Raw genomic sequence first — 24161 nt, 5'->3', positions numbered from 1 at the left:
GCGGTGGCGGTCTCAGGCCCGGCGGGCGGCAGGCGGAAGGCGCGGGGCTTCTGGGTGGGGGTGTTCGTCATCGAGAAGCCCTCAGGCCAAGCGGTCGCCGATCAAGAAGTTCAGGGCGCGGTCGAGGCGGATCTGCGGCAGGCGGCCCGGGCGGCCCAGCGCGTCGCGGGAGACCTGGGGCGGGCGGAAGCGCGGGAAGCGCAGCGATCCCGGGGGCACCGCGCCCTCCAGCACGGCTTCCGGCCGCTCGGGGAGCTCGCCCGGGAAGATCGCGGCTTCCGTCTCGCCGTCGAAGGTCTCGCCGTCGATGCTCTCGCCCGCCTCCGGCGTGCCGGCCACCGCCCGGAAGGCGCTCGGCCCGTCATGCACCACCGTCTCGCGGGTCGAGCGCACCGAGGCGAGCGCCTGGGTGCTGACATGGGCGCCCGCGGCCTCCGTGCGCCGCAACGCGCGGGAGACGAGGAGGCGCAGCAGCGCGTCGAGCCGGTCGTGGCTGGAATGATGCAGGTGGTCGGCCTTGGTGGCGGCGAACAGGATCCGGTCGGCCCGCGGCGCGAAGAAGCGCGACAGGAGGGTGTTGCGCCCGACCCTGAGGCTCATCAGCACCCGATCGAGGGCCTCCTCCAGCTCGGCCAAGGCCGCCGCCCCGGCATCGACCGCGGCCAGCACGTCGACGAGCACGATCTGCCGGTCGATGCGCTGGAAATGGTCGCGGAAGAACGGCGTCACCACCCGATGCTTGTAGGCCTCGAAGCGGCGCTGCATCAGGCCGCCCAGGCTGTCGGGATTGACCGGGCCGTCGAGGATCAGCGGCGCGAAGGTCAGGGCCGGCGAGCCCGCGAGGTCGCCCGGCATCAGGAACCGGCCCGGCGGCGTGGTCGCCACCGCCTCGGGGCCGGAGCGCACGGCGGCGAGGTAGATCTTGAACGCCTCGCTCGCCCGCTCGGCCACGATCTCGTCGAGGGGCTGGTTCGGGTCGAGCGACCGCAGGGACGCGAGCCAGGGCGCCGCCATCGCGGCGCGGCCGGGACGCTGGGCCGCGGCGATCGTCTCGCGCGACCAGCCCTCGTAGGTCTGCTCGATGAGGGCGAGATCGAGCAGCCACTCGCCCGGGTAGTCGACGATGTCGACCATCAGGCTCGCCGGACCGGTGCGCCAGCCGCTCTTGCGCTCGTAATCGACCTCCAGGCGCAGCTGGCTGATCCGGTCGGTCGAGCGCGGCCAGCGCCGCGCCTCGGTCAACGCCGCGAGGTGGTCCTCGTAGGGGAAGCGCGTCACCGCGTCGTCGGGCTGCGGCACCAGTCGGGCCCGGCGCAGGCGGCCCTCCTGCGAGGCGCGGAGCGCCGGCAGCGGGTGGAGGCCGGTCAGCTGGTGCACCAGAGCGGTGGTGAACACCGTTTTCCCCGAACGGGCGAGGCCGGTGACGCCGAGCCGCACCGTCGGCTGGACCAGGAGGTCGTTGGAGGCCTCCGCCAGGGAGCGGGTGGCCTCGGTGACGGACTTGGCGAGGGAGCCGGCACGTGCGGCGAGGTCGGTCAGGGGCGGCACGCGGTACGCTCTGGCTTCATGTCGCTCCCCGAGGTGGCGCGGGGGCTGGGCTTCCGCAAGGGCCTCAGCATCATTCGCCGAAGTGGTCGCCGGTTCGGCGGCAAAAAATGATGCAAATACAAGAGTCTAAGCAGAGTCGCCCTGCGGCTCTGCTTAGGGCGCGGCTTCGGCCTGCTGGCGCGCCGCCCCGCGCTCGGCCTCGGCCCGGGCGATCGCCGCGGCGACGAGGGCCGGGCTCGCCCGCAGCGCCCCGAGCTCGACCGCGGACATCGCCAGCAGCACCGGGGCGAGGCGCGCGGTGGCGTGACCGTCGGGGGTGAACAGGCCGAGATCGTCCCCGGGCTTGACGCCGACGCTGCCGGCGATGCGGGCGGCGTAGTTCTGGATCCGGATCTCGTCGGAGCCGCACAAGGGGGCCGGCGGGCGCAAGGCCGGCGGCAGGGATGAGGCCGGGGCGACGGCAAGCGTCGGCAGGGCCGAAGCCTCCGCGGCGAGCCGCGCCCCGTCGAGGGCCCACATCGGCTCGATCGCGGCGGGGCGCGCCGTCTCGCCGATGCCGGTGGCGATGGTGGGCAGCGGCGGCGCCCTGACGACGCGCACGGGTTGGCGCGGCCGGCCCTGCATCCGGGCGAGCGCCGACCAGGGCTGGACCCGCAGGGCGTTGCCGGCGACCGGCCGGGCCGCGGCGGTCGGGCGGGCCGGGGCACGGGCGACCCGGCGCGGGGCGCCGCCGCGGCCGTGGCTGGCGAGGAACCGGGCCCGCAAGGTGCGACCGATGCCCTGCGGCGCCAGGGCCGCCAGCGCCGGCGAGGCGGTCCGGGCGGGTGCGGCTCCTCGCACCGGGGCGACGGCGCGCGCCGCGACCGGGCCGGCGCATTCGGCGGGCGCCCAGCGGCGGACGATCGCCAGGGCCGAGCGGCGCCCGTACTCGCCGTAATAGCGCCGCAGCAGCGAGACCGCGGCATCGGCCCCCTGCCCGGCCGTGGCGAAGCCGGTATGGCCCTCCTGGTCGCCGCCGATCTCGCCGTCCCAGCGCGCCCGCTTGATGCACCAGTAATTGTTCAGCTTGACGCAGCGCGCCACGAAGGCCGGATCATTGGGGGCCGCCCAGGCGGTCCAGGCGAGGGAGAGCGGCAGGAGCCCGTCCTTCGTCTCGCTGCGCCAGTTCGACACCGCCCGCGCCTCGGGCCGGTAGATCGGCATCGCGCGCTCGGGCGCCGCGAGGGCGGAGGCTGCGGCGAGCCCGTCCCCAAGGCGCGCGGCGCCGTCCCGCACCAGGGCGGCGGCCGCGTCGGTGGCGGGGCCGGCCGCGAGGCTTAAGGAGAGGAAGGCGGTGAGGATCACGGGGGCCTGGATTCGTGGCTGCGGCTAAGGCTGTCTCAAGTGGTTTCCCGGCTGCAGCGTTCCACAGAACAGGGTTCGGGTTCCTCCTCTCCCCGCGGGCGGGGAGAGGCTTTCGCCCCCCTTGTCGGGGGCGAAAGGAGTGGAGGCGAAGCCGGAGCGAGGGTGAGGGGGTGTTTCCGGAGGCACCTCATCCGGCACCACCCCCTCACCCTCGCCCTACGGGCTCGCCATGCTCCCTGGACGGGAGCATGGCCCTCTCCCGCCCGCGGGGAGAGGAGAGACCCGCGCCATATTCTTTATCCCGGACCACTCTGGCTCGCCGGGAGAGGCCGACCCGCACGACCCGATCGGACATTGCTCCCCCACTCGGATCGGAGGGCGAAGCGCCGCTCCCTACTCGTCCTCGCCGTGCCCCAGGGTCTTCGGGGTCACGAACCGCTCGACCGTCCCCTCCCCGGCCTCGACCTTGCCCCACGAATCCACCGGCAGATCGATCACCGCGACCGCCGCCGTCGGGTACTTCTTGGTCAGGGCCCGCCGCGCCTCGCCCGGTTTGCCGAGGAGCCGGGCGAGGTCCTGGAAGCCCGGATTGTGGCCGATCATCAGGGCGGTCGCGACCTCGTCAGGGATCGCCCGCACCACGTCGAGCAGGCGCGAGACCGGCGCCTCGTAGATCTGCGGCACGGTCTCGTCCGGCACCGTCCCCAGCGCCGGCTTGACGAGGTCCCAGGTTTCCTGCGTGCGCCGGGCCGGCGAGACCAGCGCGCGGTCGGGGATAAGCCCTTGCTCGGCCAGGTAGGCGGCCATCTTCGGCGCCGCCTCCCGCCCGCGGGGCGCGAGGGGTCGGTCGACGTCGGACGCGCCGTCCGGCCAGTCGGACTTGGCGTGGCGGAGCAGGATCAGGCGGCGCATCGGATCAGCGTCCCTCGCGGCGGTTCAGGAAGGCGAGTTTTTCGAACAGCCCGACATCCTGCTCGTTCTTCAGCAGCGCCCCGTGCAGCGGCGGGATCAGCTTGCGGGGGTCGCGCTCGCGCAAGGTCTCCGGCCCGATCTCCTCGGCCATCAGGAGCTTCAGCCAGTCGAGCAGTTCCGAGGTCGAGGGTTTCTTCTTCAGGCCCGGCGCCTCGCGCACCTCGAAGAAGACCCGCAGGGCCTCCTCGACCAGGCGCTGCTTGATGCCCGGATAATGCACGTCGACGATGGCCTTCAGCGTGTCGGCGTCCGGGAACTTGATGTAGTGGAAGAAGCAGCGGCGCAGGAAGGCGTCCGGCAGCTCCTTCTCGTTGTTCGAGGTGATGATGACGATCGGCCGGCGCTCGGCCCGCACGGTCTCGCCGGTCTCGTAGACGTGGAACTCCATCCGGTCGAGTTCGAGCAGCAGATCGTTCGGGAACTCGATGTCGGCCTTGTCGATCTCGTCGATCAGGAGCACCGGCCGCTCGGGCGCCGTGAAGGCGTCCCACAGCTTGCCGCGGCGGATGTAGTTGGCGATGTCGGAGACCCGCGGGTCGCCGAGCTGCGAGTCGCGCAGGCGCGAGACCGCGTCGTACTCGTAGAGGCCCTGCTGCGCCTTGGTGGTCGACTTGATGTGCCAGGTGAGCAGCGGCGCCCCGAGCCCGCGGGCGATCTCCTCCGCCAGCACGGTCTTGCCGGTGCCCGGCTCGCCCTTGACGAGGAGCGGCCGCTCCAGGGTGATGGCGGCGTTGACCGCGACGGTGAGGTCGCCGGTGGCGACGTAGCTCTCGGTTCCGGTGAAGCGCATAGGGCTCGCGTCAGTCCTGTCCCTCGGGAATTCTCCCGAACCTATGCGGCGAAAGCCGCGCTGGCGAGCCCCGCCGATCTCACAGCTTCGACGGATCGAACCACACGCAGCTGCGGGCGATGACCGTGAAGTTGATCTCCGAGCGGGCCGGCTGCGGCAGCAGCTCGCCGTCGATCGCCACGGTGGTCTGGTTCGAGGTGGCGCCGTCGCCGAAGCTCTGGGGCCGGGTCACGTAGCAGTACTGCTTCTCGGGCTTCTGCTCGTCGCCCTTGAAGTTCCAGCCGGTGACGATCGAGCCGTCGAGATAGGGCACGGTCTTGAACACCGTGAAGCTCGTGCGCACGGCCGCGGCGGCCGAGGCCGGTGCCTCGGTCTTGCCCTGGTTGCCCGTGAGCGAGGACACGTCCGGGCGCCCCTTCGCCGCCGGCACCCCGCCCTCGATCTTGAGGGTGGTGTCGGTCAGCTTCACCTCGCCGCTCGTCTTCAGCGTCGTGGTCTCGAGCGCCTGGGTGAGGGCACGCGCGAGCTTGTCGGAGGCGTTGCCGACCTCGTTCATCGTCGCGTAGCCGTAGAAGGCCGCCCCCAGCCCGGCCCCGGCGAGGCCGACGAAGACCCCGAGGCCGATCGCCCGGAAGAGGAAGGCGCGGGCGTTGGAGATCCGGGCCTCGGCCCGCAGGCGCCCGTTGACGTGCTGGGCGAGGGCGACGTTCTCCGGCGTGCCCGGTGCGAGGTAGCTCACGGTCTCGGCCTCTCGATGCGGTCGTCGTCGCGCGCCGGGGGCGCCGGGGGCGTGCCGGCCTGCGGCACAGTCGGCGAGCGGCGCTGGTCGAGGGGGATCGCCGCGCCGGAGGCCACCGCGGCCTCGCGCATCGCCCGCTGCGCGTCCTGGATCTGGGTCGCGCTCTCGGCCATCTGGTTGAGGAGGAGCGGCACGCCCTCCGCGTGCATCATCGCGTCGAGGTCGTCCTCGTCGCGATAGGTCTTGCGCACCTGCACGGCGCAGAGTGCGAGCAGCGTCGAGGCGAAGGCGGCGCAGAGCGCCGGCGCGAACACGAAGATCCGCAGGAAGGCGTGGACCTGCTGGTCCGTCACGTCGACGGGATCGGCGCCGTAGACCATCGCCGTGAAGGAGTGCAGCTGCGAGCGCCGCACCGCGTCGCGGTAGGCGCCCTCCGCTTCCGTCACCCGGCGGTCGGCGGCGGCGCGGTCGAGTTGCGCACGGGCGGCGCGGGCCTCCGTGAGATTCTTGGCGACGACGCCCCGCTCGTCGCCGGCGGATTTCAGGCTGCCCGCGATGGTGGCGGTGCGCGGATCGGTGACGCAGCGCAGATAATTGTAGCGCTTGCCGCGGCTGTTGGTGCCGGACAGCCGCTCGCAGCGCTGGCCCGGCAGGCCGGCGAGCTGGGCCGAGGCCTCGGTGGTGCGCTTCTCCAAGGCTGCGGCCTCGGCGGTATACTGCGCCACCCGGGCATCGGCCTGGGCGATGCGGTTGTCGATCGTGCCGCGGTCGGCCTCGGCTTCCTTCAGGGTGGTGCGGGCCTTCGAGGCCTCGGCGAGGCGGGGATGGAACATCATCTCGCCGAGCTGCGACACCGACTTGGTGGTCACGCCCGCCGCCATCACGATGCCGACGATCGCCAAGCCCTTGATCAGCCAGTCGCGCTGCACCCGGATCAGGATGCCGAGCGGCACCCGGCACAGCTCGATCGCCGCGTAGACGACCGGCGCCAGCAGCATGAACCAGAAGCTCTGGTCGTGCTTGTCGGCGTAGGTCTCGGCGAAGAACCAGGCGCCGGCGAGCGAGGTGCAGATCACCAGCGCCTCGACCAGGTAGGCGATGGCGACGTAGCCCCAGCGGATGCGGTAACCCTTGCGGATCGCCCGGTCCTGCTTCCAGGCATCGGTCTCGTCGGTCCAGGCGCGCTTCTCGCGCACCACCACCCGATCGGGAGGCTGTCTGCCCATCGCGGCTCCTCGGTCGGCCGCCCGGGGGCGGCCGCGTACACGGAATCTAATCCCTCACGCTATGCGTGTTTTGCGCCGAAAATGCGCCCTGAGCGAGCGGAGCTTGCCGCGGCGCAGCGTCCGGGGCGCGCTTTACGCACCGCAAAACGCTGTGAACGGCGTTAGAACCGGCTTGCGGCGCGGTCGTCGCGCCGAGACCCGACGCCGCTCGCGCGGCGCCGCCAGACCGGAGCGAGGCCCTGCATGTCGGACGACCGCTACCACAAGGACCGGCTCGGCAACCGCCGCCTGAGCCCTGAGACCCTGATGCTCGGCTACGGCTACGATCCCGCCCTCTCGGAGGGGGCGGTGAAGCCGCCGGTCTTCCTGACCTCGACCTTCGTGTTCACCTCCGCCGAGCACGGCAAGGCGTTCTTCGACTACGTCTCGGGGCGGCGCGAGCCGCCGGCCGGCGAGGCGGCGGGCTTGGTCTATTCGCGCTTCAACCATCCCAACAGCGAGATCGTCGAGGACCGGCTCGCGGTGTTCGAGGAGGCGGAGGCCGCCCTCCTGTTCTCGTCGGGCATGTCGGCGATCGCCACCGTGATCCTGGCCCATGCCCGGCCCGGCGACGTGGTGCTGCATTCCCAGCCGCTCTACGGCGGCACCGAGACGCTGATCGCCAAGACCTTGGCCGGCTTCGGCATCGGCGCAATCGGCTTCCAGGATGGCACCGATGAGGGAAGCGTGACGGCGGCGGCGGATGCCGCGCTCGCCCTGGCGGAGACATCCGGCGGGCGCGTCAGCGTCGCGATGGTCGAGACGCCATCGAACCCCCTCAACACCCTCGTCGACCTGGCGCTGGTGCGCCGGGCCGCCGACCGGATCGGCGCCCGCCAGGGCGGGCAGGCGCCGGTTTTGGTCTGCGACAATACCCTGCTCGGCCCCCTCTTCCAGCATCCCCTGCGCTTTGGTGCCGACATCTCAGTCTACTCGCTGACGAAGTATGTCGGCGGCCATTCCGACCTCATCGCCGGGGCGGCGCTCGGCGCGGCGGCGCGGATGAAGCCGGTGCGGCTCTTGCGCTCGGCGATCGGCACCCAGCTCGATCCCCATTCGTGCTGGATGCTCGGGCGCTCGCTCGAGACGCTGACGCTCCGGATGGAGAAGGCCAACCGCAACGGCGAGCTCATCGCGGATCGGCTGCGGGCCCACCCGAAGGTGACGCGGCTGCACCATCTCGGCCATCTCGAACCCGGCTCCGGCGCGGCCCGGGTCTACGCCGCGCAATGCGCCGCCCCGGGCTCGACCTTCTCGTTCGACGTCGCGGGCGGGGAGCCGGAGGCGTTCCGGGTGCTCAACGCGCTCCAGCTGTTCAAGCTCGCAGTGAGCTTAGGGGGCACCGAATCGCTCGCGAGCCATCCGGCCTCCACGACCCATTCGGGCGTGCCGAAGGCGGTACGCGACCGGCTCGGCATCACCGACGCGACGATCCGGGTCTCGATCGGCATCGAGCATCCGGAGGATCTGGCGGCGGACCTGGAGGCGGCACTGGCGGCTCTCGGGTAAAAAGCGCTGCTGTCCGGCTCGTTTTGGCTTGCCCCGAAGGGGCCGCTTCGCATGATGGCCGCCCCGAGTCCCGGCCGCGCCGCGCGGCGGTCCCCGATCGCAATCCGAAAGCCCCAGCCGCTCCCGATGACCGAGCACGCCGCGTCCGGCTCCTACAAGGAAGTCATCCTGTTCCTGGTCACCGCCGGGATCGTGGTGCCGTTGTTCCATCGCCTGCGCGTCAGCCCGGTTCTCGGCTTCATCGGCGCGGGCGCCCTCCTCGGGCCGTCGGGCCTGGGGCGGCTCACCGAGACCGTGCCGTGGCTCGGCGCGGTGACGATCTCGAACCGCACCGAGATCGCGCATCTCGCCGAGCTCGGCGTGGTGTTCCTGATGTTCATGATCGGGGTCGAGCTGTCCTGGGAGCGGCTGCGCATCCTGCGCCGCCTCGTCTTCGGCCTCGGCTCGCTGCAGGTGGTGGTGTCGAGCCTGCTCGTCGGCGCGGTGCTGATGGCGCTGGAGGTGCCGCCCCTCGCGGCGATCCTGGTCGGGCTGGCGCTGGCGCTTTCCTCCACCGCCATCGTGCTGCCGGTGCTGGCCGAGCAGAAGCGCCTCAACACACCGGCCGGACGGGCGAGCTTCGCGGTGCTGCTCTTTCAGGACCTCGCCGTCGCGCCGGTGCTGTTCGCCATCGCGGTGCTCGGCCGCAAGGACAGCGACGCGGTAACCGGCCTCGCCCTCGCGCTCGGCCAGGCGGCGGTGGCGCTGGCGCTCCTCGTCGGCGCGGGCCGGCTCGGCCTGCGGCCTTTGTTCCAGCTTGTCGCCCGCACCCGCAGCCCCGAACTCTTCATGGCGGCCTGTCTCCTCGTCATCGCGGCGACGTCCCTCGTTGCGGCGGCGAGCGGCCTGTCGATGACGCTCGGAGCCTTCGTCGCCGGGCTGCTGCTCGCCGAGACCGAGTACCGCCGGGCGATCGAGGCGACGATCGATCCGTTCAAGGGCCTGCTGCTCGGGGTGTTCTTCGTCTCGGTCGGCATGGGCATCGACCCGGCGGTGCTGATGAAGACGCCGCTGACCATCTTGGGATTGGCCCTCGGGCTCCTCCTCCTCAAGGGCGGGGTCATCCTGGGGCTCGGCACGGCGTTGCGCCTGCCCCGCGCGGTGGCGCTCGAATCCGCCCTGCTGCTCGGGCCCGGCGGCGAATTCGCCTTCGTGCTCGTCGGCAGCGCGCTGGCCGCCGGCCTCGTCCCCGACGATCTCGGCCAGGCGGCGCTCGTCGTAACCACCGCCACGATGGTGATGATTCCCGGGCTCGCCGCGCTCGCCCGCCGCCTCGGCCGGCGGATCGACCGCACCGATCTCGGCCGCGCCCGGGCCGAGCCGCCCCCGCCGGAGCGTCAGCCCGGCCGGGTGATTGTCGCGGGCTACGGCCGGGTCGGCCGCCTCGTCGCCGAGATGCTGGCGCGCCACAAGGTGCCCTACATCGCCCTCGACATGGATGCCGCCCGCGTCGCCGACCAGCGCCGCCTCGGCAACCCGGTCTATTTCGGCGATTCGGCGAATCCCGAACTCCTGCGCCGCTGCGGCATCGACACCGCCCGCGCCCTCGTCGTCACCCTCGACCAGCCCCGCGCCGTCGAGGCGGTGGTGGCCGCCGCCCGCGCCGAGCGGCCGGACCTCACCATCGTGGCCCGGGCGCGCGACGCCCGCCACGCCACCGCCCTCTACGAGATGGGCGTCGACGATGCCGTGCCGGAGACGATCGAGGCCTCGCTCCAGCTCTCGGAGGCGGTCCTGGTCGATGTCGGGGTGCCGATGGGGCTGGTGATCGCCTCGATCCACGAGCGCCGCGACGAGTTCCGGGCGCTCCTGCGCCGCAAGGAGGCCCCACCGGCCGCACCGTTCCAGGCCCGCCGCACCGTCGGGAAAGCGCCGTGAGCGGCCTCGGTCCGCAGCAGGAGGCGGCGCTTAAGGCGGTGTCGGACTGGCTGAAGCGCGGCAGCCCGCAGGTCTTCCGCCTGTTCGGCTTCGCCGGCACCGGCAAGACGACCCTCGCCCGGCGCCTCGCCGAGGACGTCGAGGGCGGGGTGCTGTTCTGCGCCTATACCGGCAAGGCGGCCTCCGTCATGCGCGCCCGCGGCTGCCCGGACGCGTCGACCATCCACAGCCTGATCTACCGCACCCGCGAGGATACCGAGGGCGGGCCCGCCTTCACCCTCAACCGCACCGGGCCGGTGAGCAAGGCGGCCCTCGTTGTCATCGACGAATGCTCGATGGTCGACGGCGACCTCGGCAACGACCTCCTGTCCTTCGGCACGCCGGTGCTGGTGCTGGGCGATCCGGCGCAGCTGCCGCCGGTGAAGGGCGGCGGCTTCTTCACCGAGGCCGAGCCCGACGTGATGCTGACGGAGGTCCACCGCCAGGCCGCCGACAACCCGATCGTGCGCCTCGCCATGACGGTCCGCGAGGGCGGGCGGCTCGATATCGGCGATTACGGCGAGAGCCGGGTGATCCCGCGCCGCGCGATCGACCCCCAGACGGTGCTCGCCGCCGATCAGGTGCTCGTGGGGATGAACCGCACCCGGCGGCTCTATAACGGCCGCATCCGCGAGCTGATCGGCCACGCCGACCCGATGCCGGCGGTGGGCGAGAAGCTGGTCTGCCTGCGCAACGACCGCACCAAGGGCCTGCTCAACGGCTCGACCTGGACCGTCCAGGCCCTGCGCGCCGCCCCCCGCCCCGACCTCGTGCGCCTCGACGTGGTGCCGGAGGATGACCCTGCGCTCCGCCGCAAGCCCCAGGACATCAAGGTGCTGCGCTCGGTCATCGCCGGCAGCGAGGAGGAGGTGCCGGCGATCCTGCGGCGCGAGACGGAGGAGTTCACCTACGGCTACGCGCTCACCGTGCACAAGGCGCAGGGGTCACAATGGGATCGTGTCGTGCTGTTCGACGAATCCTACGCGTTCCGCGAGCACAGGGCGCGCTGGCTCTACACGGCGCTGACCCGGGCGGCGGAGGCGATCACGGTGGTGGTCTAGAGGTGGCGTCGTTCCGGCATCTCGCTGAAGTCGGGAGGTGGGCGTATGATGGACGTTGCGGGGCGTTTCGTACGGATCCCGTTTGGGAATCGTAATTCTGACTGGCGAGGTTTCTGATGGCTGCCGTTGAGTCCATCACGGTCGATCTCCCCTCCGACATCGCTGAATTCGTGCGTCAGGCCGTCGAGGCGGGCGAGTACGCTTCGACGAGCGAGGCGATCGGCGATGCGGTGCGCTTGTGGAAACAGCATCGGAACGTCCACGACGATACGCATGGCTATTCAATCGAGGAGTTGCGCGAACTGGTCCGCGAAGGTCTGGAGAGCGGGCCGAGTCAGTGGGACAGCATGGCCGAGATCAAGGCCGAGGCACGCCGGCGCTGGGAGGCGTCGGCCCCGAAGGTCGATCGGTGAGGACGGTCCGGCGTACCCGCAGGGCCGCTGAAGACCTGATCGACATCTGGTCGGTGATCGCGCGAGATGACCCGAGTGCGGCCGATCGTGTGCTCGACGCGATCGAGCAACGTTGGCAGCAGCTCGTACAGTATCCTTATTCGGGTGTCTCGCGCGAGGAGATCGCTCCCAACCTCCGGCATCTTGTGATCAGACAGTATCTGATCCTCTATCGTGTCGGGGCGGAGACGATCGAGGTCGTCCGCGTGCTCCACGGTCGGCGCGAGCTCGATCGGTCGATCATTGAGGATTAGCATGCATCTCGGTCTCGCGCGCCTGTGTCTGAGGGCATCCGCCACTGAAGCCAGCACGGATGGTTCGGCGCGCCGACCTCAGGCCGGCCGGTCTCACGCCACGGACCCGAGCACAGCCGCGACAGCCTCCAAGGGCGACGAGGTCGTGCTGTCGATGACGAGGCGCGGCCGGTCCCAGGGCTGGTAGTCCAGGCGCAGGACCTCCTCCCACGAGGGCAGGTCGAAGCCTGGAATGTCGGATACCCGCCCCTCGACGCGACGGCGATGCTCCTCGCGGTTCGGGCACACGACCTCGACCTCGATCAACCGCGCTCCGGCGCGTGCGGCTACCACCCGCCATCCCTCGCGGCTGGCGGCGACCGGGTTGACGCAATCGGCCACCACGATCCGCCCGTCCACGAGGTTCGCGCCCGCGAGGGCCTGCGCCACCGCGTAGCCGGCCGCGCCCACGGCATCCGTCGGCACGCCCGAATCCCGGATCGCCTGCTCGATGACGTCGATGCGCAGATGGGTCGCCGCGAGGGCGCGGGCGACGCCTCGGGAGATGGTCGTCTTGCCGGTTCCGGGCAGGCCGCCGAACACGATCAGCATACCGTCATTCACCGGCAGCCCGCCGTTGCTCGATCTCCCGCGTCTTCCGGTCGTAGACGTCCGACGCGACCTTGAGGGCGAGCAGGCCGCCGACGATCAGAGCGGCACTCACGCCGAGGATCTGCCATGCGTCGGTGACGGACATCGATGTCAATCCTCAGCTCGGAGGAAGCGAAGGGCCGCCTGACCGGCGAGGTGGAAGCTTACGCCCGCGGTGACGAGAAGTCCTCCGCCGTGGGCAAACACGTCGTAGCGACCCTGCGCGATCGGGATCACGAAAGCCGCCCCGAACACCGCGATGGCCCGCGAGTTGAACAGCGAGGCGAGCAGCTTGGCTCCCTCGTCGAACCGTTTCGCACGATGTTTATGGTTGCCCTTCGGCATCGAATGTCCGGCGGGAGCGCGAAGGCGGTCACTCGCTTCGCGCTCGCATGTGACCCAACGTCATGCCGGTGCTCCAGTGCGACGGGCGCTGCCCCCGCTGGACGAACGCGCCGCGAGCCCCCACCTACGCCGCAGCACGACAGCCTGCCCGGAGAGACATCCTTGGCCAACGACGACGCGGGGGGCGCCCCCCGCATGCATGCGACGACGATCCTGATGGTGCGCAAGGGCGGCCGGGTGGTGATCGGGGGCGACGGGCAGGTCAGCCTCGGCCAGACCATCGTCAAGGGCAACGCCCGCAAGGTCCGGCGCCTCGCCAAGGGGTCGGTGATCGGGGGCTTCGCCGGCGCCACCGCCGACGCCTTCACGCTGTTCGAGCGGCTGGAGGCCAAGCTCGAGCAGTATCCCGGCCAGCTCACCCGCGCCTGCGTCGAGCTGACCAAGGACTGGCGCACCGACCGCTACCTGCGCCGCCTCGAGGCGATGATGCTGGTCGCCGACAAGGACGTGAGCCTGCTCCTCTCCGGCGCCGGCGACGTGCTGGAGCCCGAGGGCGGCGTGATGGCGATCGGCTCGGGCGGCAACTACGCGCTCGCCGCCGCCCGCGCGCTGGAGGAGCAGGAGCTCGACGCCGAGGCGATCGTGCGCCGCGCCATGCGGATCGCCGCCGAGATCTGCGTCTACACCAACGGCAGCCTGGTGATCGAGAGCCTGGACGCGGCTTAAGGCGCCCGCCTCCCTCACCCTCCCATCCGGCCGCGAGACCCCACGAAGTATCCCATGACCACCTTCTCCCCCCGCGAAATCGTCTCCGAGCTCGACCGCTACATCGTCGGCCAGGGTGACGCGAAGCGCGCGGTCGCGATCGCGTTGCGCAACCGCTGGCGCCGCCAGCAGCTCCAGGGCCCGCTCCGCGAGGAGGTGGCGCCGAAGAACATCCTGATGATCGGCCCGACCGGCTGCGGCAAGACCGAGATCTCGCGCCGCCTGGCGCGGCTCGCCGGCGCGCCGTTCCTGAAGGTCGAGGCGACGAAGTTCACGGAAGTCGGCTATGTCGGCCGCGACGTCGAGCAGATCGTGCGCGACCTCGTCGAGATCGGCATCGGCCTCAAGCGCGACGAGAAGCGCCGGGGCGTCCAGGCCAAGGCGGAAGCCGCGGCCGAGAACCGCGTGCTCGACGCCCTCGTCGGCCCGACCGCGAGCCAGGCCACCCGCGACGCCTTCCGCAAGCGCCTGCGCGCCGGCGAGCTCGACGACAAGGAGGTCGAGCTGGAACTGGCGGCGGGCGCGCCGCAGGGCATGCCGATGTTCGAGATCCCGGGCATGCCCGGGGCCGCCATGGGGGCGATCAACCTCGGCGACATGCTCGGCAAGGCGCTCGGCAACCAGAAGGGCAAGCCCCGCCGCATGACCGTGCGCGACGCCTACGCGCCCCTGATCAGCGAGGAATCCGACAAGCTCCTCGACCAGGACAGCGTGGTGCAGGAGGCCCTGCGCGACGTGCAGGACAACGGCATCGTCTTCCTCGACGAGATCGACAAGATCTGCGCCCGGGAAGGCCGCTCGGGCGCCGACGTCTCGCGCGAGGGTGTGCAGCGCGACCTGCTGCCCTTGATCGAGGGCACGACCGTCGCGACCAAACACGGGCCGGTGAAGACCGACCACATCCTGTTCATCGCCAGCGGCGCCTTTCACGTCTCGAAGCCCTCCGACCTCCTGCCGGAGCTGCAGGGGCGCCTGCCGATCCGGGTCGAGCTGAGCCCGCTCACCGTCGACGATTTCCGCCGCATCCTGACCGAGACCGAGGCGAGCCTGACCAAGCAGGCGGTGGCGCTGATGGCGACGGAAGGCGTGACGATCGACTTCACCGCCGACGCGATCGACGCGCTGGCCAAGGTTGCCGTCGACGTGAATTCCTCCGTCGAGAATATCGGCGCGCGCCGGCTCCAGACGGTGCTCGAGCGGGTGCTCGACGACGTGTCCTTCACTGCGCCCGACCGCTCCGGCGAGACGGTGACGATCGATGCGGGTTACGTCCGCGACCGGGTCGAGAGCTTGGCGCAGAACGCGGATCTGAGCCGGTTCATCCTCTGACGATGGGCCGGCAGGAACGCACGACGTTCCCGACACACAGGGTCATCCCGGGGCTCGCCGAAGGCGAGAGCCCGGGATCCAGACACTCAGGTGTTGGAGAATAAAGCGGGACGCTGCCCGCTCTGTCCTGAACGATCCGAGGCTCTGGATTCCGGGCTCCGCTGCGCGGCCCCGGAATGACCCTGCGGGTCCGGAAGCGATCGGTGATCTCCGGGCAGCTGCTCGGATAGTGGCTCTCACCCTTCCCACACCTGCCCCGGCCTGAGCGCCAGGAACCGGTCCGCCGGCACCTCTGCTGCCGCCAGTGCCCGCCCCAGAGCCTCCGCCGGCTCGCCCGCGCCCTCGTTGGTGAGCTGGAACGTCCCCCAATGGTGGCCGAGGGCCTGCGCGGCGCCGACCTCACGAAAAGCCCGCACCGCCTCCTCCGGGTTCATGTGCTGGGCCTGCATGAACCAGCGCGGCTCGTAGGCGCCGATCGGCAGGGTGGCGAGGCGGGGCGCCCCGAAGCGCTCGCGCACCGACCGGAAGATCGCCCCGTCGCCGTAGCCGGTATCGCCGACGTGGTAGAGCACGCCCGCGGGGGTGGTGAGGACGAAGGCGCACCACAGCGCCATGCGTCGGTCGTTCACGCCCCGCGCCGACCAGTGATAGGCCGGCACCAGGTGCACGGCGAGGCCGCCGCCGAGATCGACCGAGCCGCCCCAGTCCCGGGTCTCGACCGGGATAGTGGCGTCGTAGGTGCGGAGGATCGCGTCGTTGCCGAGCGGCGCCACGAAGGTCGGCGCGTGCTCGGCCCAGAGCCGGGCGAGAACCGGCCCGTCGAGATGGTCGTAGTGGTTGTGGGTGATCAGCACCGCGTCGATCGGCGGCAAAGCCGCGAAGGCGATGCCCGGCGGATTGGCGCGCTTCGGGCCGGCGAAGCCCACCGGGCTCGCGCGGCGGGCATAGACCGGGTCGACCAGGATATTGCGGCCCGCGACCTGGACCAGCAGGCTGGCATGCCCGATATGGACCACCCGCAAGCCCTCGACCCGCTCGGGCGGCGTGTCCTGCGGGAACGGGCTCGGAACCCGCGCCGGCCAGGCCTCGCGGCCGCCACCGAGCTGCCAGCGCGCCAGTTCGGCCGCGGCCTTGTCCGTCGGCTGCCCCGGCGAGAAGAACCGCACGCCGTCGAAATGATCGCTGACCGGACCCCGGTAATAGGGATTGCGGCTGCGCCGGTGGGCGGCGTAGCCGACCCCGCCGAGCGTCATCACCGTCATGGCGCTGGCGAGCTTGAGGAAGCCACGGTTCTTCATGCGGGGGAGATGATCGGCGGAAGGCCGAGGTCAAGGTGCGCGGCCGCGGACCCTTCGCCGCGCCCAAGATGGATTGCGTCAGGCCGATGGATCGCTACATTCGGATCATCGGCAACAACAGGAAGGAGGTGATCCAGTGTCTCATTGTCATCAGCCGCGGTCGTCTGCGCGCCGGACCTGGATCGTCGCCTCCGGCTTCACGGCCTGAGCGTACGGCGAACAGTCCAGGATCGGTGAGATCCTGACAGATCGATCAGTCGGACCGCGGTTCGGCAATGGAAGGGCTGCCCTGGCGACGGGGCGGCCCTTCGTCCGTTCCGGAAGGCGCCAACCACGCCCACGACACCCGCTCAGAGCTCGCGATCGAGCACCATCGCCTCCGCCACCTTCAACTGGCGGCGCAGGGAGGCGTTCTCGGCCTCCAGTTCGCGGATGCGGGTGAGCAGCATCGCCGGGGTCGCGTCCGACGCGCTCGCCGCCGCCGGGTGGGCCGCCTCCTCCGCGAAGGTCACCCCGATGCTGTCGGCCCTGCGCCAGCGGAGCGTCGCCTTGTGGGTGCGGTCCTTGGCCGGGATGACGAGGTCGAAGCCGTCCGGCAGCGTCGCGGTCTGGCTGAGCACCAGCCGGGCACCCGAGGCGGAGATGTCCCGGACGAGGCAATCCATCGTGGAATTGCCGTTGTTGAAGACGATGCGCCCCTTCAGGAAAGTCCGCAGGCGGGTCTCCCTGCGCAACTCGGACATGTCGGACATGGCGGGCAGCCCCGTTCGGCCTCGCGGGTTTCGGATGCCGCGATCATGCCTCACCGACCTTTAAGGAATGCTCGCCGGAATCTCGGAGTCAGGCGGGGTACCGTGCGGAAAACGGAGGGCTCCGGCACGCAGGGCCCTCAGCCCTGCGCTGCGGACATGTTCTGGAACAGGTAGAAGCCGTTGAAGCGGACCGCGGTCGCGGCCGCCGCACCGTCGAAGCCGGTGGGCTCGGGCGTCGAGCCGTCGAGCTTGCCGCCGAAGGCCCAACGCGCTTCGGTGACGAAGGCCGGCACGGCGTAATCCTCCGGTACCGCGCAGACCAGGCCGTCGAGACCCTTCAGGCAGAACAGGTTGTAGCTTCGCATCGGATCGCCTCCGCTCGCAGGTGCTGCCATGGCGTCCAGTCGCTAACGGCTGATTGGGCCGAGACTATGTCAGCCCGGATCGCCGCGCGCCACCGCAATCTCGCCCATGACGCTGGGTCCAGTGCCGCAGTAACGACCGTCATCACGAAATCGTGCGGGACGGGAACCGCGGAACGACATGCGACACGAGGCCGATACCGGCGAGACACGCGATGTTGCGCTGCATCATCATCCGGGCACTTGCGAAACATTCCAATTGTGCAGGATCTGGTCGATCGTGGCCACTTCGAGCTGCTGGCCGAAGCGTTGCCGGTAGAGCGTCATCATCGCGTCGTGGGTCTCGTCCGCGGAGGAGCAGACCGCGTCGGTGGCGAGCACGATGCGGTAGCCGCGGTCGACCGCGCCGAGCACGGTAGCGAGCACGCAGACATCGGTCTCGCCGCCGGTGATCACCAGGGTCTCAGCCCGGCGCTCCCGCAGGGCGGTCTCCAGGCCCGGCTCCATCCAGGGCGAGTACACGGTCTTGTCGACGGTCTCGGCCGGCGGCGTCAGCGCGGCCAGCTCCGGCACCAGCTCCACCATGTCCGGCCCGAGCCGCTCGACCGTCATCTCGGCCCAGCGCTCCCAGTAGCGCTTCCAGCAGCCCCGCCCCTCTCCGGGGCGTTGGGCCGGGACGAACCGGGTGAACACCGTGCGCTCCGGCACGGCGCTCGCGAGATGCCGGACCTGCGGCAGCACCCGGCCCATCCAGGGCGTGTGCCAGGCGGTCTCGCGGGCGAACAGGTTCTGCATGTCGACGCAGACATGCACCGCCCGCTCGTCGAGCGGTCCGTTCGGCAGGGCGTCGGTGTCGGAGGGCGTGGCGGCCATCGGGTGGGCTCCCGTGCGAGGGGCTCGTCCCGGCCCCGGGGCCCGACCAACGCTTATACCCCCGTGGGGTTTCTGGGATTACCCTTGCGGGACGTTGCGCTCCAGTTCGTCGAGCCAGACGCGGGCGTTGCCGTCCGAGGGGGCGCGCCAGTCGCCCCGGGGCGAGAGGGCGCCGCCCGCCGCCACCTTCGGGCCGTTCGGCAGGGCCGAGCGCTTGAACTGGCTGAAGCCGAAGAAGCGGCGCAGGAACACCGCGAGCCAGGCCCGGATCTCCGGCAGGGCGTAGGTGCCCCTCTTCGCCTCCGGGAAGCCGGGCGGCCAGGGTCCGCAGCCGGCATCCTCCCAGGCCATCAGCGACAGGAAGGCGATCTTCGACGGCCGGTAGCCGTAGCGCAACGTGTAGAACAGGTTGAAGTCCTGCAGCGCGTAGGGGCCGATCTTCGACTCGGTGCTCTGGATCGTCTCGCCCTCCCGCGCCGGCACCAGCTCGGGCGAGATCTCGGTGGACAGAATCGCCTCCAGGGTGCGGCCGACCTCCGGGCTGAACTGGCCGGAAGCGATCACCCAGCGGATCAGGTGCTGGATCAGGGTCTTGGGCACCCCGGCATTGACCGCGTAGTGGGACATCTGGTCCCCGACGCCGTAGGTGCACCAGCCGAGCGCCAGCTCCGACAAATCGCCGGTGCCGATCACGATCGCGTCGTGCTGGTTGGCCAGGCGAAACAGGTAGTCGGTGCGCAGGCCCGCCTGCACGTTCTCGAAGGTGACGTCGTAGACCTCCTCGCCGCGCCCGAACGGGTGGCCCATATCGGCGAGCATCTGCCGGGCGGCCGGCCGGATATCGAGCTCGGCCGCGCGGGTGCCGAGCGAGGCCATCAGCCGGTGGGCGTTGCCCTTGGTCTCGTCCGAGGTCGCGAAGCCCGGCATGGTGTAGGTGAGGATGTCCGAGCGCGGCAGGCCGAGCTGGTCGAAGGCGCGGGCCGCCACGATCAGCGCATGGGTCGAATCGAGCCCGCCCGAGATGCCGATCACGACGCGGCGGGTGCCGATCGCCTGCAGGCGCTGGGCGAGGCCGGCGACCTGGATGTTGTAGCCCTCGTAGCAATCCTGGGCGAGGCGGGCGGGATCGGCCGGCACGAAGGGGAAGCGCTCCACGGTGCGGTGGAAGCCGAGATCGGCGTCGGGCGGCGCCACCCGGAACAGGATCCGGCGGTAGGCCGGCGCGCCGGGCGTGAGCGCGGTCCGGTTGTCGTCGAAGCTGCCCATCTGGGCCCGCTCCTGGCGCAGGCGGTCGAGGTCGATGTCGGCCAGCGTCACCTGCGGCTCGGCGGGGAAGCGCGCGCCCTCCGCGATCACCTCGCCGTCCTCGTAGATCGCGGTCTGGCCGTCCCAGGCGAGGTCGGTGGTCGATTCGCCGGGGCCCGCCGCGGCGTAGATGTAGGCGGAGAGGCACCGGGAAGAGGCCGAGCGGCAGAGCAGCGTCCGGCTCTCCGCCCGCCCGATGGTGATCGGGCTGCCCGAGAGGTTGGCGAGCACCGTGGCGCCGGCGAGCGCGGCGAGCGCCGAGGGCGGCACCGGGATCCACATGTCCTCGCAGACCTCGACCCCGAGGACGAGGCCGGGCAGGTCCTCGGCGGGAAACAGCAGGTCGGTGCCGAACGGCGCCGCGACGGCGCCTATCCGGATCGTCTCGCCCGTCACCCCGGCGCCGGGGGCGAAGTGGCGCTTCTCGTAGAACTCGCGGTAATTCGGCAGGTAGCTCTTCGGCACCACGCCGAGCAGCCGGCCGCGATGGATGACCGCCGCGGTGTTGTAGATCCGGTTGCGGTGGCGCAGGGGCGCGCCGATCACCAGGACCGGCATCAGCCCGCGGCTCGCCTCGACGAGGGCGAGGAGCGCCGCCTCGACCCGCTCCAGCAGCGTCTCCTGCAGCAGCAGGTCCTCCAGCGCGTAGCCTGACAGGCAGAGCTCCGGAAACACCGCCACCGCGACGCCGTCCCGGTCGCACCGCTCGGCCAGGCGCCGGATCTCGGCCGCGTTGGCGTCCGGATCGGCGATGTGGCTGCGGCCGACGCAGGCCGCGACGCGGGCGAAACCGTGCCGGTAGAGGGATCGAAACATCGCGCTGGCAGCCTCGTCTCGCCGGAAATGCTTCTGGTTCTTAACGCGCCGGCGCGCCGGCCGGTACCGGCTCCCGTGCCTAATCGGGCGTTAACGATGCCGTGCCTAACTGGGGGCCACGGACGCGGCCGCGGGCCGCCCACACATCAATTCGGCATCATGAGACAATCGGGACGGCCACCCTTCTCCGACTCCTCGCCGCGCGGACCCCAGCGGGTGCGCGACCATCTCCGCACGCCCGAGCGCCGGGAGCGCCCCCTCGGCGTCCTCGCCCAGACGGTGATGAATCTGCGGGCGCTCCTGGCCCGCCGCTTCGCGCCGCCCGCGCCCCCGCCCGCCCAGCGGGACTATACCTTGAGCCGGCGCGCCACCCCGAGCTGGATGGCCGACGCCCTGGTGCGCCCCGACGCAGCCGAGCCCGACGTCGCGCGGGTGGCCCCGCCCGAGCCGTGGACCCAGAGCCCGTTCGCCCCGGCGCCGGGCCCGGTGCGGACGGCCCCGTCCGTTCCCCATGCTGCTTCTCCGGCCGCCCCGGTCGATCACTGGGCGCCGGATCCGGCGCTCGGGCCGGCACCGTTGCCCGACCCCGTCCTCCCGTCCCGGGCCGCCCGCGGCGACGCGCAAGGCCGCTACGGGGGAGAGCGTGCCGACGTGGCGCAGGCCTGGCCTCGGGATTCCCGTCCGCAGAATCCCGTACATCAGAACACCGTGCACCAGGATCCCGTATACCAGGGCCTGCCGCCGCAGGGTGCCCGGCCGCCCCTGCCCGAGACCGTCGTGGCGCCGGCCGAGCCGTTCCGGGCGCAGGCGCCCGATCCCGGTCTCCCGGCCGAGCCCGATATCCTCGCGCCCCCGGCGGTCGTGGTCGCCCCGGAGGTGCCGGCGCCGCGCCGCGCCGCGTCGTCGCATTGGGCGCCGGACCCGGCCCTGATGCCCGACGGCGGCTGGACGATGCCGATTCCCCCCGCCGGCCCGGCCCGCGCCGTGCTGACCCGCGCCCGCCGCCGCGACGCGGAGCCCTCCGCCGCGGCCTCGGAGGCGCGATCCCGGCCGTCGCCGCAGGAGCAGGCGCAAGCACGCTCGCAGGAGCGTTCGCCCGACCGTCCTTCCGAGACCGGCGTCCGCTTCACCCGCACGCCCGACCACGTGCTGCAGGCGCGTCATCGCCGGCGCGAGCAGGCCCTGCGGGAGAAGGAGGAGGCCCTGCGCGCCGCCGAGGCCGAGGCCGCTTCCCGCGCCGCCGCCGAGCTCGCCGCCGCCGAGGCGGCCCGGGCGGAGGCCGAGGCGGCCCGCATCGAGGCCGAGGCCGCCGCGGCGGCGGCCGCGGTGCCGATCTGGCGCCAGCCCTTCGTGCTGCCCCCGGGCGTGCGCTTCACCCGCACGCCCGACCATCTCCTGCGCCATCCGCAGGAGGAACCCATCCGGGCCGAGGCCGTGCCGGAGGCCGCCGAGGGGGCGGTGCCGGAGCCGGTGGCCGGCGAAGCGGCGTCCGGGCCCGAGGCTTCCGACGCGGCGGCGTACCCGGCGGCCGAGTCCGTCGCGGCGGTGGAGTCCGCCGAGGCCGTGGCGGCATTCGTCCCGGAGGACGCCCAGGCGTTCGTCGAGACCCCCGGACCGATCGCGCTCGATATCGCCGCACCTGCTTCCGTCCCGGCCGAAGAGGCGCCGGTCGTGGCGACCTACGCGGAGGCGTCGGTCGCCGAGCCCGCGGTGATCGCGCCCGAAACCACCGCTTCCGAGTCTGCCGCCCCGGCCCCCGAGGCTGCGCCTTCCACGCCGGATCTGCCGGCTCAGGAGCCCGCCGCCGAGGACGCGCCGGTCGCGCCGGCCCAGGTCTTCGACGTGCCGAACAGCGCCATCCTGGTGCCGGTCGACGTCTCGCATCTGCGCTCCTTGCCGCCGCGCCCGGTCTACACCCTCGACCGGCTGCTCCAGCACGACTGGACCTGCCCGCTGCCGACGGCCGCGGAGCAGGACAACCGGCCCGTTCCGGAGCCGGTCGCGGACGAGGCGACCGCCGAGGCCCTGCCTACCGCGGACGCCGCTCCGCCGGTCGAGCCCGTCATTGCCGAGGCCGTCGTCGCCGCGCCCGTGATGCCGACCGAGATGCCGCCGGCGGATCCGCCGCCGGACGTGCCGCTCGTGGGCCTGCCTCCGGTGGATTTCTATCCCGCCGACTTCCATTCCATGGACCTGCCGCCCGAACCCGTCGCCGAGACGGTTGTCGAGGTGGCGATGGAGATCGTCCCGGCGGTGAGCGCGCCGGGGGACGAGGTTTTCGTCGCCGTTGAGCGGGACGCGCCAGCCGACCTGCCGCCCGCCGCGATCCTGCTGCCGGCGCCCGCCCCGATGCTGGCCCTCACCTACGCTCCCCTTCCGGAGCCCGTAACCCTGCTGGCGCCGGTAGAGCTCGAGTTCCCGGCTGCTCCTCTTGCGCTCCCCGTCGCCGGGACGGTGGCGGAGGCCGCGGTCGAGACCGTGCCGGTGATCGCGCCCGAGCCCGCTCCGGCCGTCGCGCCCCCGCCCACTGCGCCTTTGGCCTTCACGCCGGTGCCTTGGTCGTTCATCGCCGCGGACGCGCTGCCGGTGACGCAGCCCGAGACGGCGCAAGTCATGCCGGCCGAGACGCGTGCCTCGACACTCGCCTCGACACTTGCCGAGGACCGGCCCGCGGCGGAGCTGATCGCCGATCCCGCGTCTCCCTCGCCCCGGGGGGCGCAGCCCTTCGTCTACGTGCCGACCGGCCGCCTCAACGCGCCACCGCCCGCCCCGACCCTGCCGGCCCCGCCGCGCCCGCCGCGCATCATCCTGCCGGTTGCCACGCAACCGGTGCCGATCGCACAGCAACCGGTGCCGGTCGCGGCGCCGTCGGAGCCGGTCGCCGCTCACCCCGCCTCCCCGGCTCCCGTGCCGGAGCCGGTCGCGACGGCGCCGTCCTGGTCACCCGTCACGGTGGAGAAGCCGGCCGCGGAGCCGCACGGTCTGGTCATCGGCACTGCGGGTCTCGATTGCGACCTCGGCCTCGACGCCGACGAGGATGGGGACGACGAGGACGACATCCTGGCGCCCGTCGCCACCATCCCCCTGCGCCAGGCCGCCCGCCTGCTCGAGGTGCCCTACGAGCTGCCCTCGGTCGACCTCCTGGCCGAGCCGCGGGAATCGGACGGCAGCAACCTCGATCCCGAGATGCTGGAGGACAACGCCCTCCAGCTGCAGCAGGTGATCCAGGATTTCGGTGTCCGCGGCGAGATCCTGGCGGTCCGCCCGGGCCCGGTGGTGACGCTCTACGAGATGGAGCCGGCGCCCGGCACCAAGTCGAGCCGCGTCATCTCGCTCGCCGACGACATCGCCCGCTCGATGTCCGCCATCTCCGCCCGCGTCGCCGTCGTCCAGGGCCGCAACGCCATCGGCATCGAATTGCCGAACCTCACGCGCGAGACGGTGTACCTGCGCGAGCTCCTGACCTCGCCGGTCTTCACCGAGACCAAGCAGAAGCTCGCGCTCTGCCTCGGCAAGAATATCGGCGGCGAGGCGATCATCGCCGACCTCGCCCGCATGCCCCACCTGCTGGTCGCCGGCACCACCGGCTCGGGCAAGTCGGTCGCCATCAACACTATGATCCTGTCGCTCCTCTACCGGCTGAAGCCGGAGGAGTGCCGCCTGATCATGGTCGATCCCAAGATGCTGGAACTGTCGGTTTATGACGGCATCCCGCACCTGCTCTCCCCCGTCGTCACCGACCCGAAGAAGGCGGTCATCGCCCTCAAATGGGCGGTGCGCGAGATGGAGGAGCGCT

Annotated in this window: 22 protein-coding genes; 8 read left to right on the top strand and 14 right to left on the bottom strand. The window is 71.7% G+C overall.

Going from position 1 to position 24161, the window contains the following annotated elements; translation table 11 throughout:
- Window positions 1-81: 81 nt before the first annotated feature.
- From ABZT49_RS00485 to ABZT49_RS00460, 6 genes are all read right to left on the bottom strand, one after another.
- Window positions 82-1548 (bottom strand): YcjX family protein, encoded by a 1467-nt coding sequence (locus ABZT49_RS00485; protein ID WP_355281596.1) that lies wholly within the window; start codon window positions 1546-1548, stop codon window positions 82-84.
- A 153-nt stretch (window positions 1549-1701) separates the two neighbouring features.
- Window positions 1702-2892, bottom strand: a complete 1191-nt coding sequence (locus tag ABZT49_RS00480; RefSeq protein ID WP_355281594.1) for a hypothetical protein — start codon at window positions 2890-2892, stop codon at window positions 1702-1704.
- A gap of 393 nt (window positions 2893-3285) precedes the next feature.
- A complete protein-coding gene (locus ABZT49_RS00475) occupies window positions 3286-3804 on the bottom strand; it encodes a histidine phosphatase family protein (protein WP_355281591.1) in 519 nt (172 codons plus the stop codon).
- Between the two features lie 4 nt (window positions 3805-3808).
- Window positions 3809-4654: a MoxR family ATPase gene (locus ABZT49_RS00470; RefSeq protein WP_355281588.1), complete on the bottom strand. Its 846-nt coding sequence runs from the start codon at window positions 4652-4654 to the stop codon at window positions 3809-3811.
- A 79-nt stretch (window positions 4655-4733) separates the two neighbouring features.
- Complete coding sequence (locus ABZT49_RS00465; RefSeq protein ID WP_355281585.1) at window positions 4734-5393, bottom strand: hypothetical protein; 660 nt, start codon at window positions 5391-5393, stop codon at window positions 4734-4736.
- Window positions 5390-6619 (bottom strand): ATPase, encoded by a 1230-nt coding sequence (locus ABZT49_RS00460; RefSeq protein WP_355281582.1) that lies wholly within the window; start codon window positions 6617-6619, stop codon window positions 5390-5392. The genes ABZT49_RS00465 and ABZT49_RS00460 overlap by 4 nt, the downstream gene beginning before the upstream one ends.
- A gap of 243 nt (window positions 6620-6862) precedes the next feature.
- On the opposite strand from ABZT49_RS00460, the gene ABZT49_RS00455 reads away from it, so the two are divergent.
- The 5 genes from ABZT49_RS00455 to ABZT49_RS00435 all read left to right on the top strand — a co-directional run bounded on the left by ABZT49_RS00455 (window position 6863) and on the right by ABZT49_RS00435 (window position 11890).
- Window positions 6863-8167 (top strand): cystathionine gamma-synthase family protein, encoded by a 1305-nt coding sequence (locus ABZT49_RS00455; protein WP_355281580.1) that lies wholly within the window; start codon window positions 6863-6865, stop codon window positions 8165-8167.
- Window positions 8168-8293: 126 nt separating this feature from the next.
- On the top strand, window positions 8294-10084 hold the full coding sequence (locus ABZT49_RS00450; RefSeq protein WP_355281577.1) for a cation:proton antiporter: 1791 nt from the start codon (window positions 8294-8296) through the stop codon (window positions 10082-10084).
- Window positions 10081-11184 (top strand): AAA family ATPase, encoded by a 1104-nt coding sequence (locus tag ABZT49_RS00445; RefSeq protein ID WP_355281574.1) that lies wholly within the window; start codon window positions 10081-10083, stop codon window positions 11182-11184. Before ABZT49_RS00450 ends, ABZT49_RS00445 begins: the two co-directional genes overlap by 4 nt.
- Before the next feature lie 116 nt (window positions 11185-11300).
- Entirely contained in the window at window positions 11301-11597 is a 297-nt protein-coding gene (locus ABZT49_RS00440; protein WP_355281571.1) for a type II toxin-antitoxin system ParD family antitoxin, read from the top strand.
- Window positions 11594-11890 carry a type II toxin-antitoxin system RelE/ParE family toxin gene (locus ABZT49_RS00435; RefSeq protein WP_355281569.1) on the top strand — a complete coding sequence of 99 codons (297 nt, stop codon included), beginning with the start codon at window positions 11594-11596 and terminating at the stop codon, window positions 11888-11890. The genes ABZT49_RS00440 and ABZT49_RS00435 overlap by 4 nt, the downstream gene beginning before the upstream one ends.
- A gap of 93 nt (window positions 11891-11983) precedes the next feature.
- Here ABZT49_RS00435 and ABZT49_RS00430 read toward each other — a convergent pair whose 3' ends face one another.
- The 3 genes from ABZT49_RS00430 to ABZT49_RS00420 are packed head-to-tail and all read right to left on the bottom strand — an operon-like array spanning window position 11984 to window position 12865.
- Window positions 11984-12481 carry an AAA family ATPase gene (locus ABZT49_RS00430; RefSeq protein WP_355281566.1) on the bottom strand — a complete coding sequence of 166 codons (498 nt, stop codon included), beginning with the start codon at window positions 12479-12481 and terminating at the stop codon, window positions 11984-11986.
- Window positions 12482-12485: 4 nt separating this feature from the next.
- The gene (locus ABZT49_RS00425; protein ID WP_355281563.1) at window positions 12486-12626 is read right to left on the bottom strand and encodes a hypothetical protein; all 141 of its coding nucleotides are present in this window, start codon (window positions 12624-12626) and stop codon (window positions 12486-12488) included.
- 5 nt (window positions 12627-12631) lie between these two features.
- Window positions 12632-12865 carry a hypothetical protein gene (locus tag ABZT49_RS00420; RefSeq protein WP_355281561.1) on the bottom strand — a complete coding sequence of 78 codons (234 nt, stop codon included), beginning with the start codon at window positions 12863-12865 and terminating at the stop codon, window positions 12632-12634.
- 195 nt (window positions 12866-13060) lie between these two features.
- Here ABZT49_RS00420 and hslV point away from each other — a divergent pair, with 195 nt between their 5' ends.
- Window positions 13061-13591, top strand: a complete 531-nt coding sequence (gene hslV / locus ABZT49_RS00415) for an ATP-dependent protease subunit HslV (protein WP_060849237.1) — start codon at window positions 13061-13063, stop codon at window positions 13589-13591.
- A 54-nt stretch (window positions 13592-13645) separates the two neighbouring features.
- Complete coding sequence (hslU, locus tag ABZT49_RS00410; protein WP_093570182.1) at window positions 13646-14959, top strand: ATP-dependent protease ATPase subunit HslU; 1314 nt, start codon at window positions 13646-13648, stop codon at window positions 14957-14959.
- Window positions 14960-15195: 236 nt separating this feature from the next.
- Here the strand turns inward: hslU and ABZT49_RS00405 are convergent, their stop codons facing one another.
- From ABZT49_RS00405 to ABZT49_RS00385, 5 genes are all read right to left on the bottom strand, one after another.
- Complete coding sequence (locus ABZT49_RS00405; protein WP_355281558.1) at window positions 15196-16257, bottom strand: MBL fold metallo-hydrolase; 1062 nt, start codon at window positions 16255-16257, stop codon at window positions 15196-15198.
- A gap of 350 nt (window positions 16258-16607) precedes the next feature.
- Entirely contained in the window at window positions 16608-17000 is a 393-nt protein-coding gene (locus ABZT49_RS00400) for a PilZ domain-containing protein (protein WP_355281599.1), read from the bottom strand.
- A 146-nt stretch (window positions 17001-17146) separates the two neighbouring features.
- Complete coding sequence (locus ABZT49_RS00395) at window positions 17147-17374, bottom strand: hypothetical protein (protein WP_355281556.1); 228 nt, start codon at window positions 17372-17374, stop codon at window positions 17147-17149.
- A 228-nt stretch (window positions 17375-17602) separates the two neighbouring features.
- Window positions 17603-18244 (bottom strand): cysteine hydrolase, encoded by a 642-nt coding sequence (locus ABZT49_RS00390; RefSeq protein ID WP_355281553.1) that lies wholly within the window; start codon window positions 18242-18244, stop codon window positions 17603-17605.
- 78 nt (window positions 18245-18322) lie between these two features.
- The gene (locus ABZT49_RS00385) at window positions 18323-20365 is read right to left on the bottom strand and encodes an NAD(+) synthase (protein WP_355281551.1); all 2043 of its coding nucleotides are present in this window, start codon (window positions 20363-20365) and stop codon (window positions 18323-18325) included.
- Window positions 20366-20581: 216 nt separating this feature from the next.
- Between ABZT49_RS00385 and ABZT49_RS00380 the strand changes: the two genes are divergently transcribed.
- Window positions 20582-24161 (top strand): DNA translocase FtsK (locus ABZT49_RS00380; RefSeq protein ID WP_355281548.1); only part of this gene is annotated, 3580 nt, incomplete at its 3' end.

The sequence above is a fragment of the Methylobacterium sp. EM32 genome (genome assembly GCF_040593685.1).
GTDB lineage: Bacteria > Pseudomonadota > Alphaproteobacteria > Rhizobiales > Beijerinckiaceae > Methylobacterium.
This window is presented reverse-complemented; position numbering and strand designations above follow the sequence as displayed.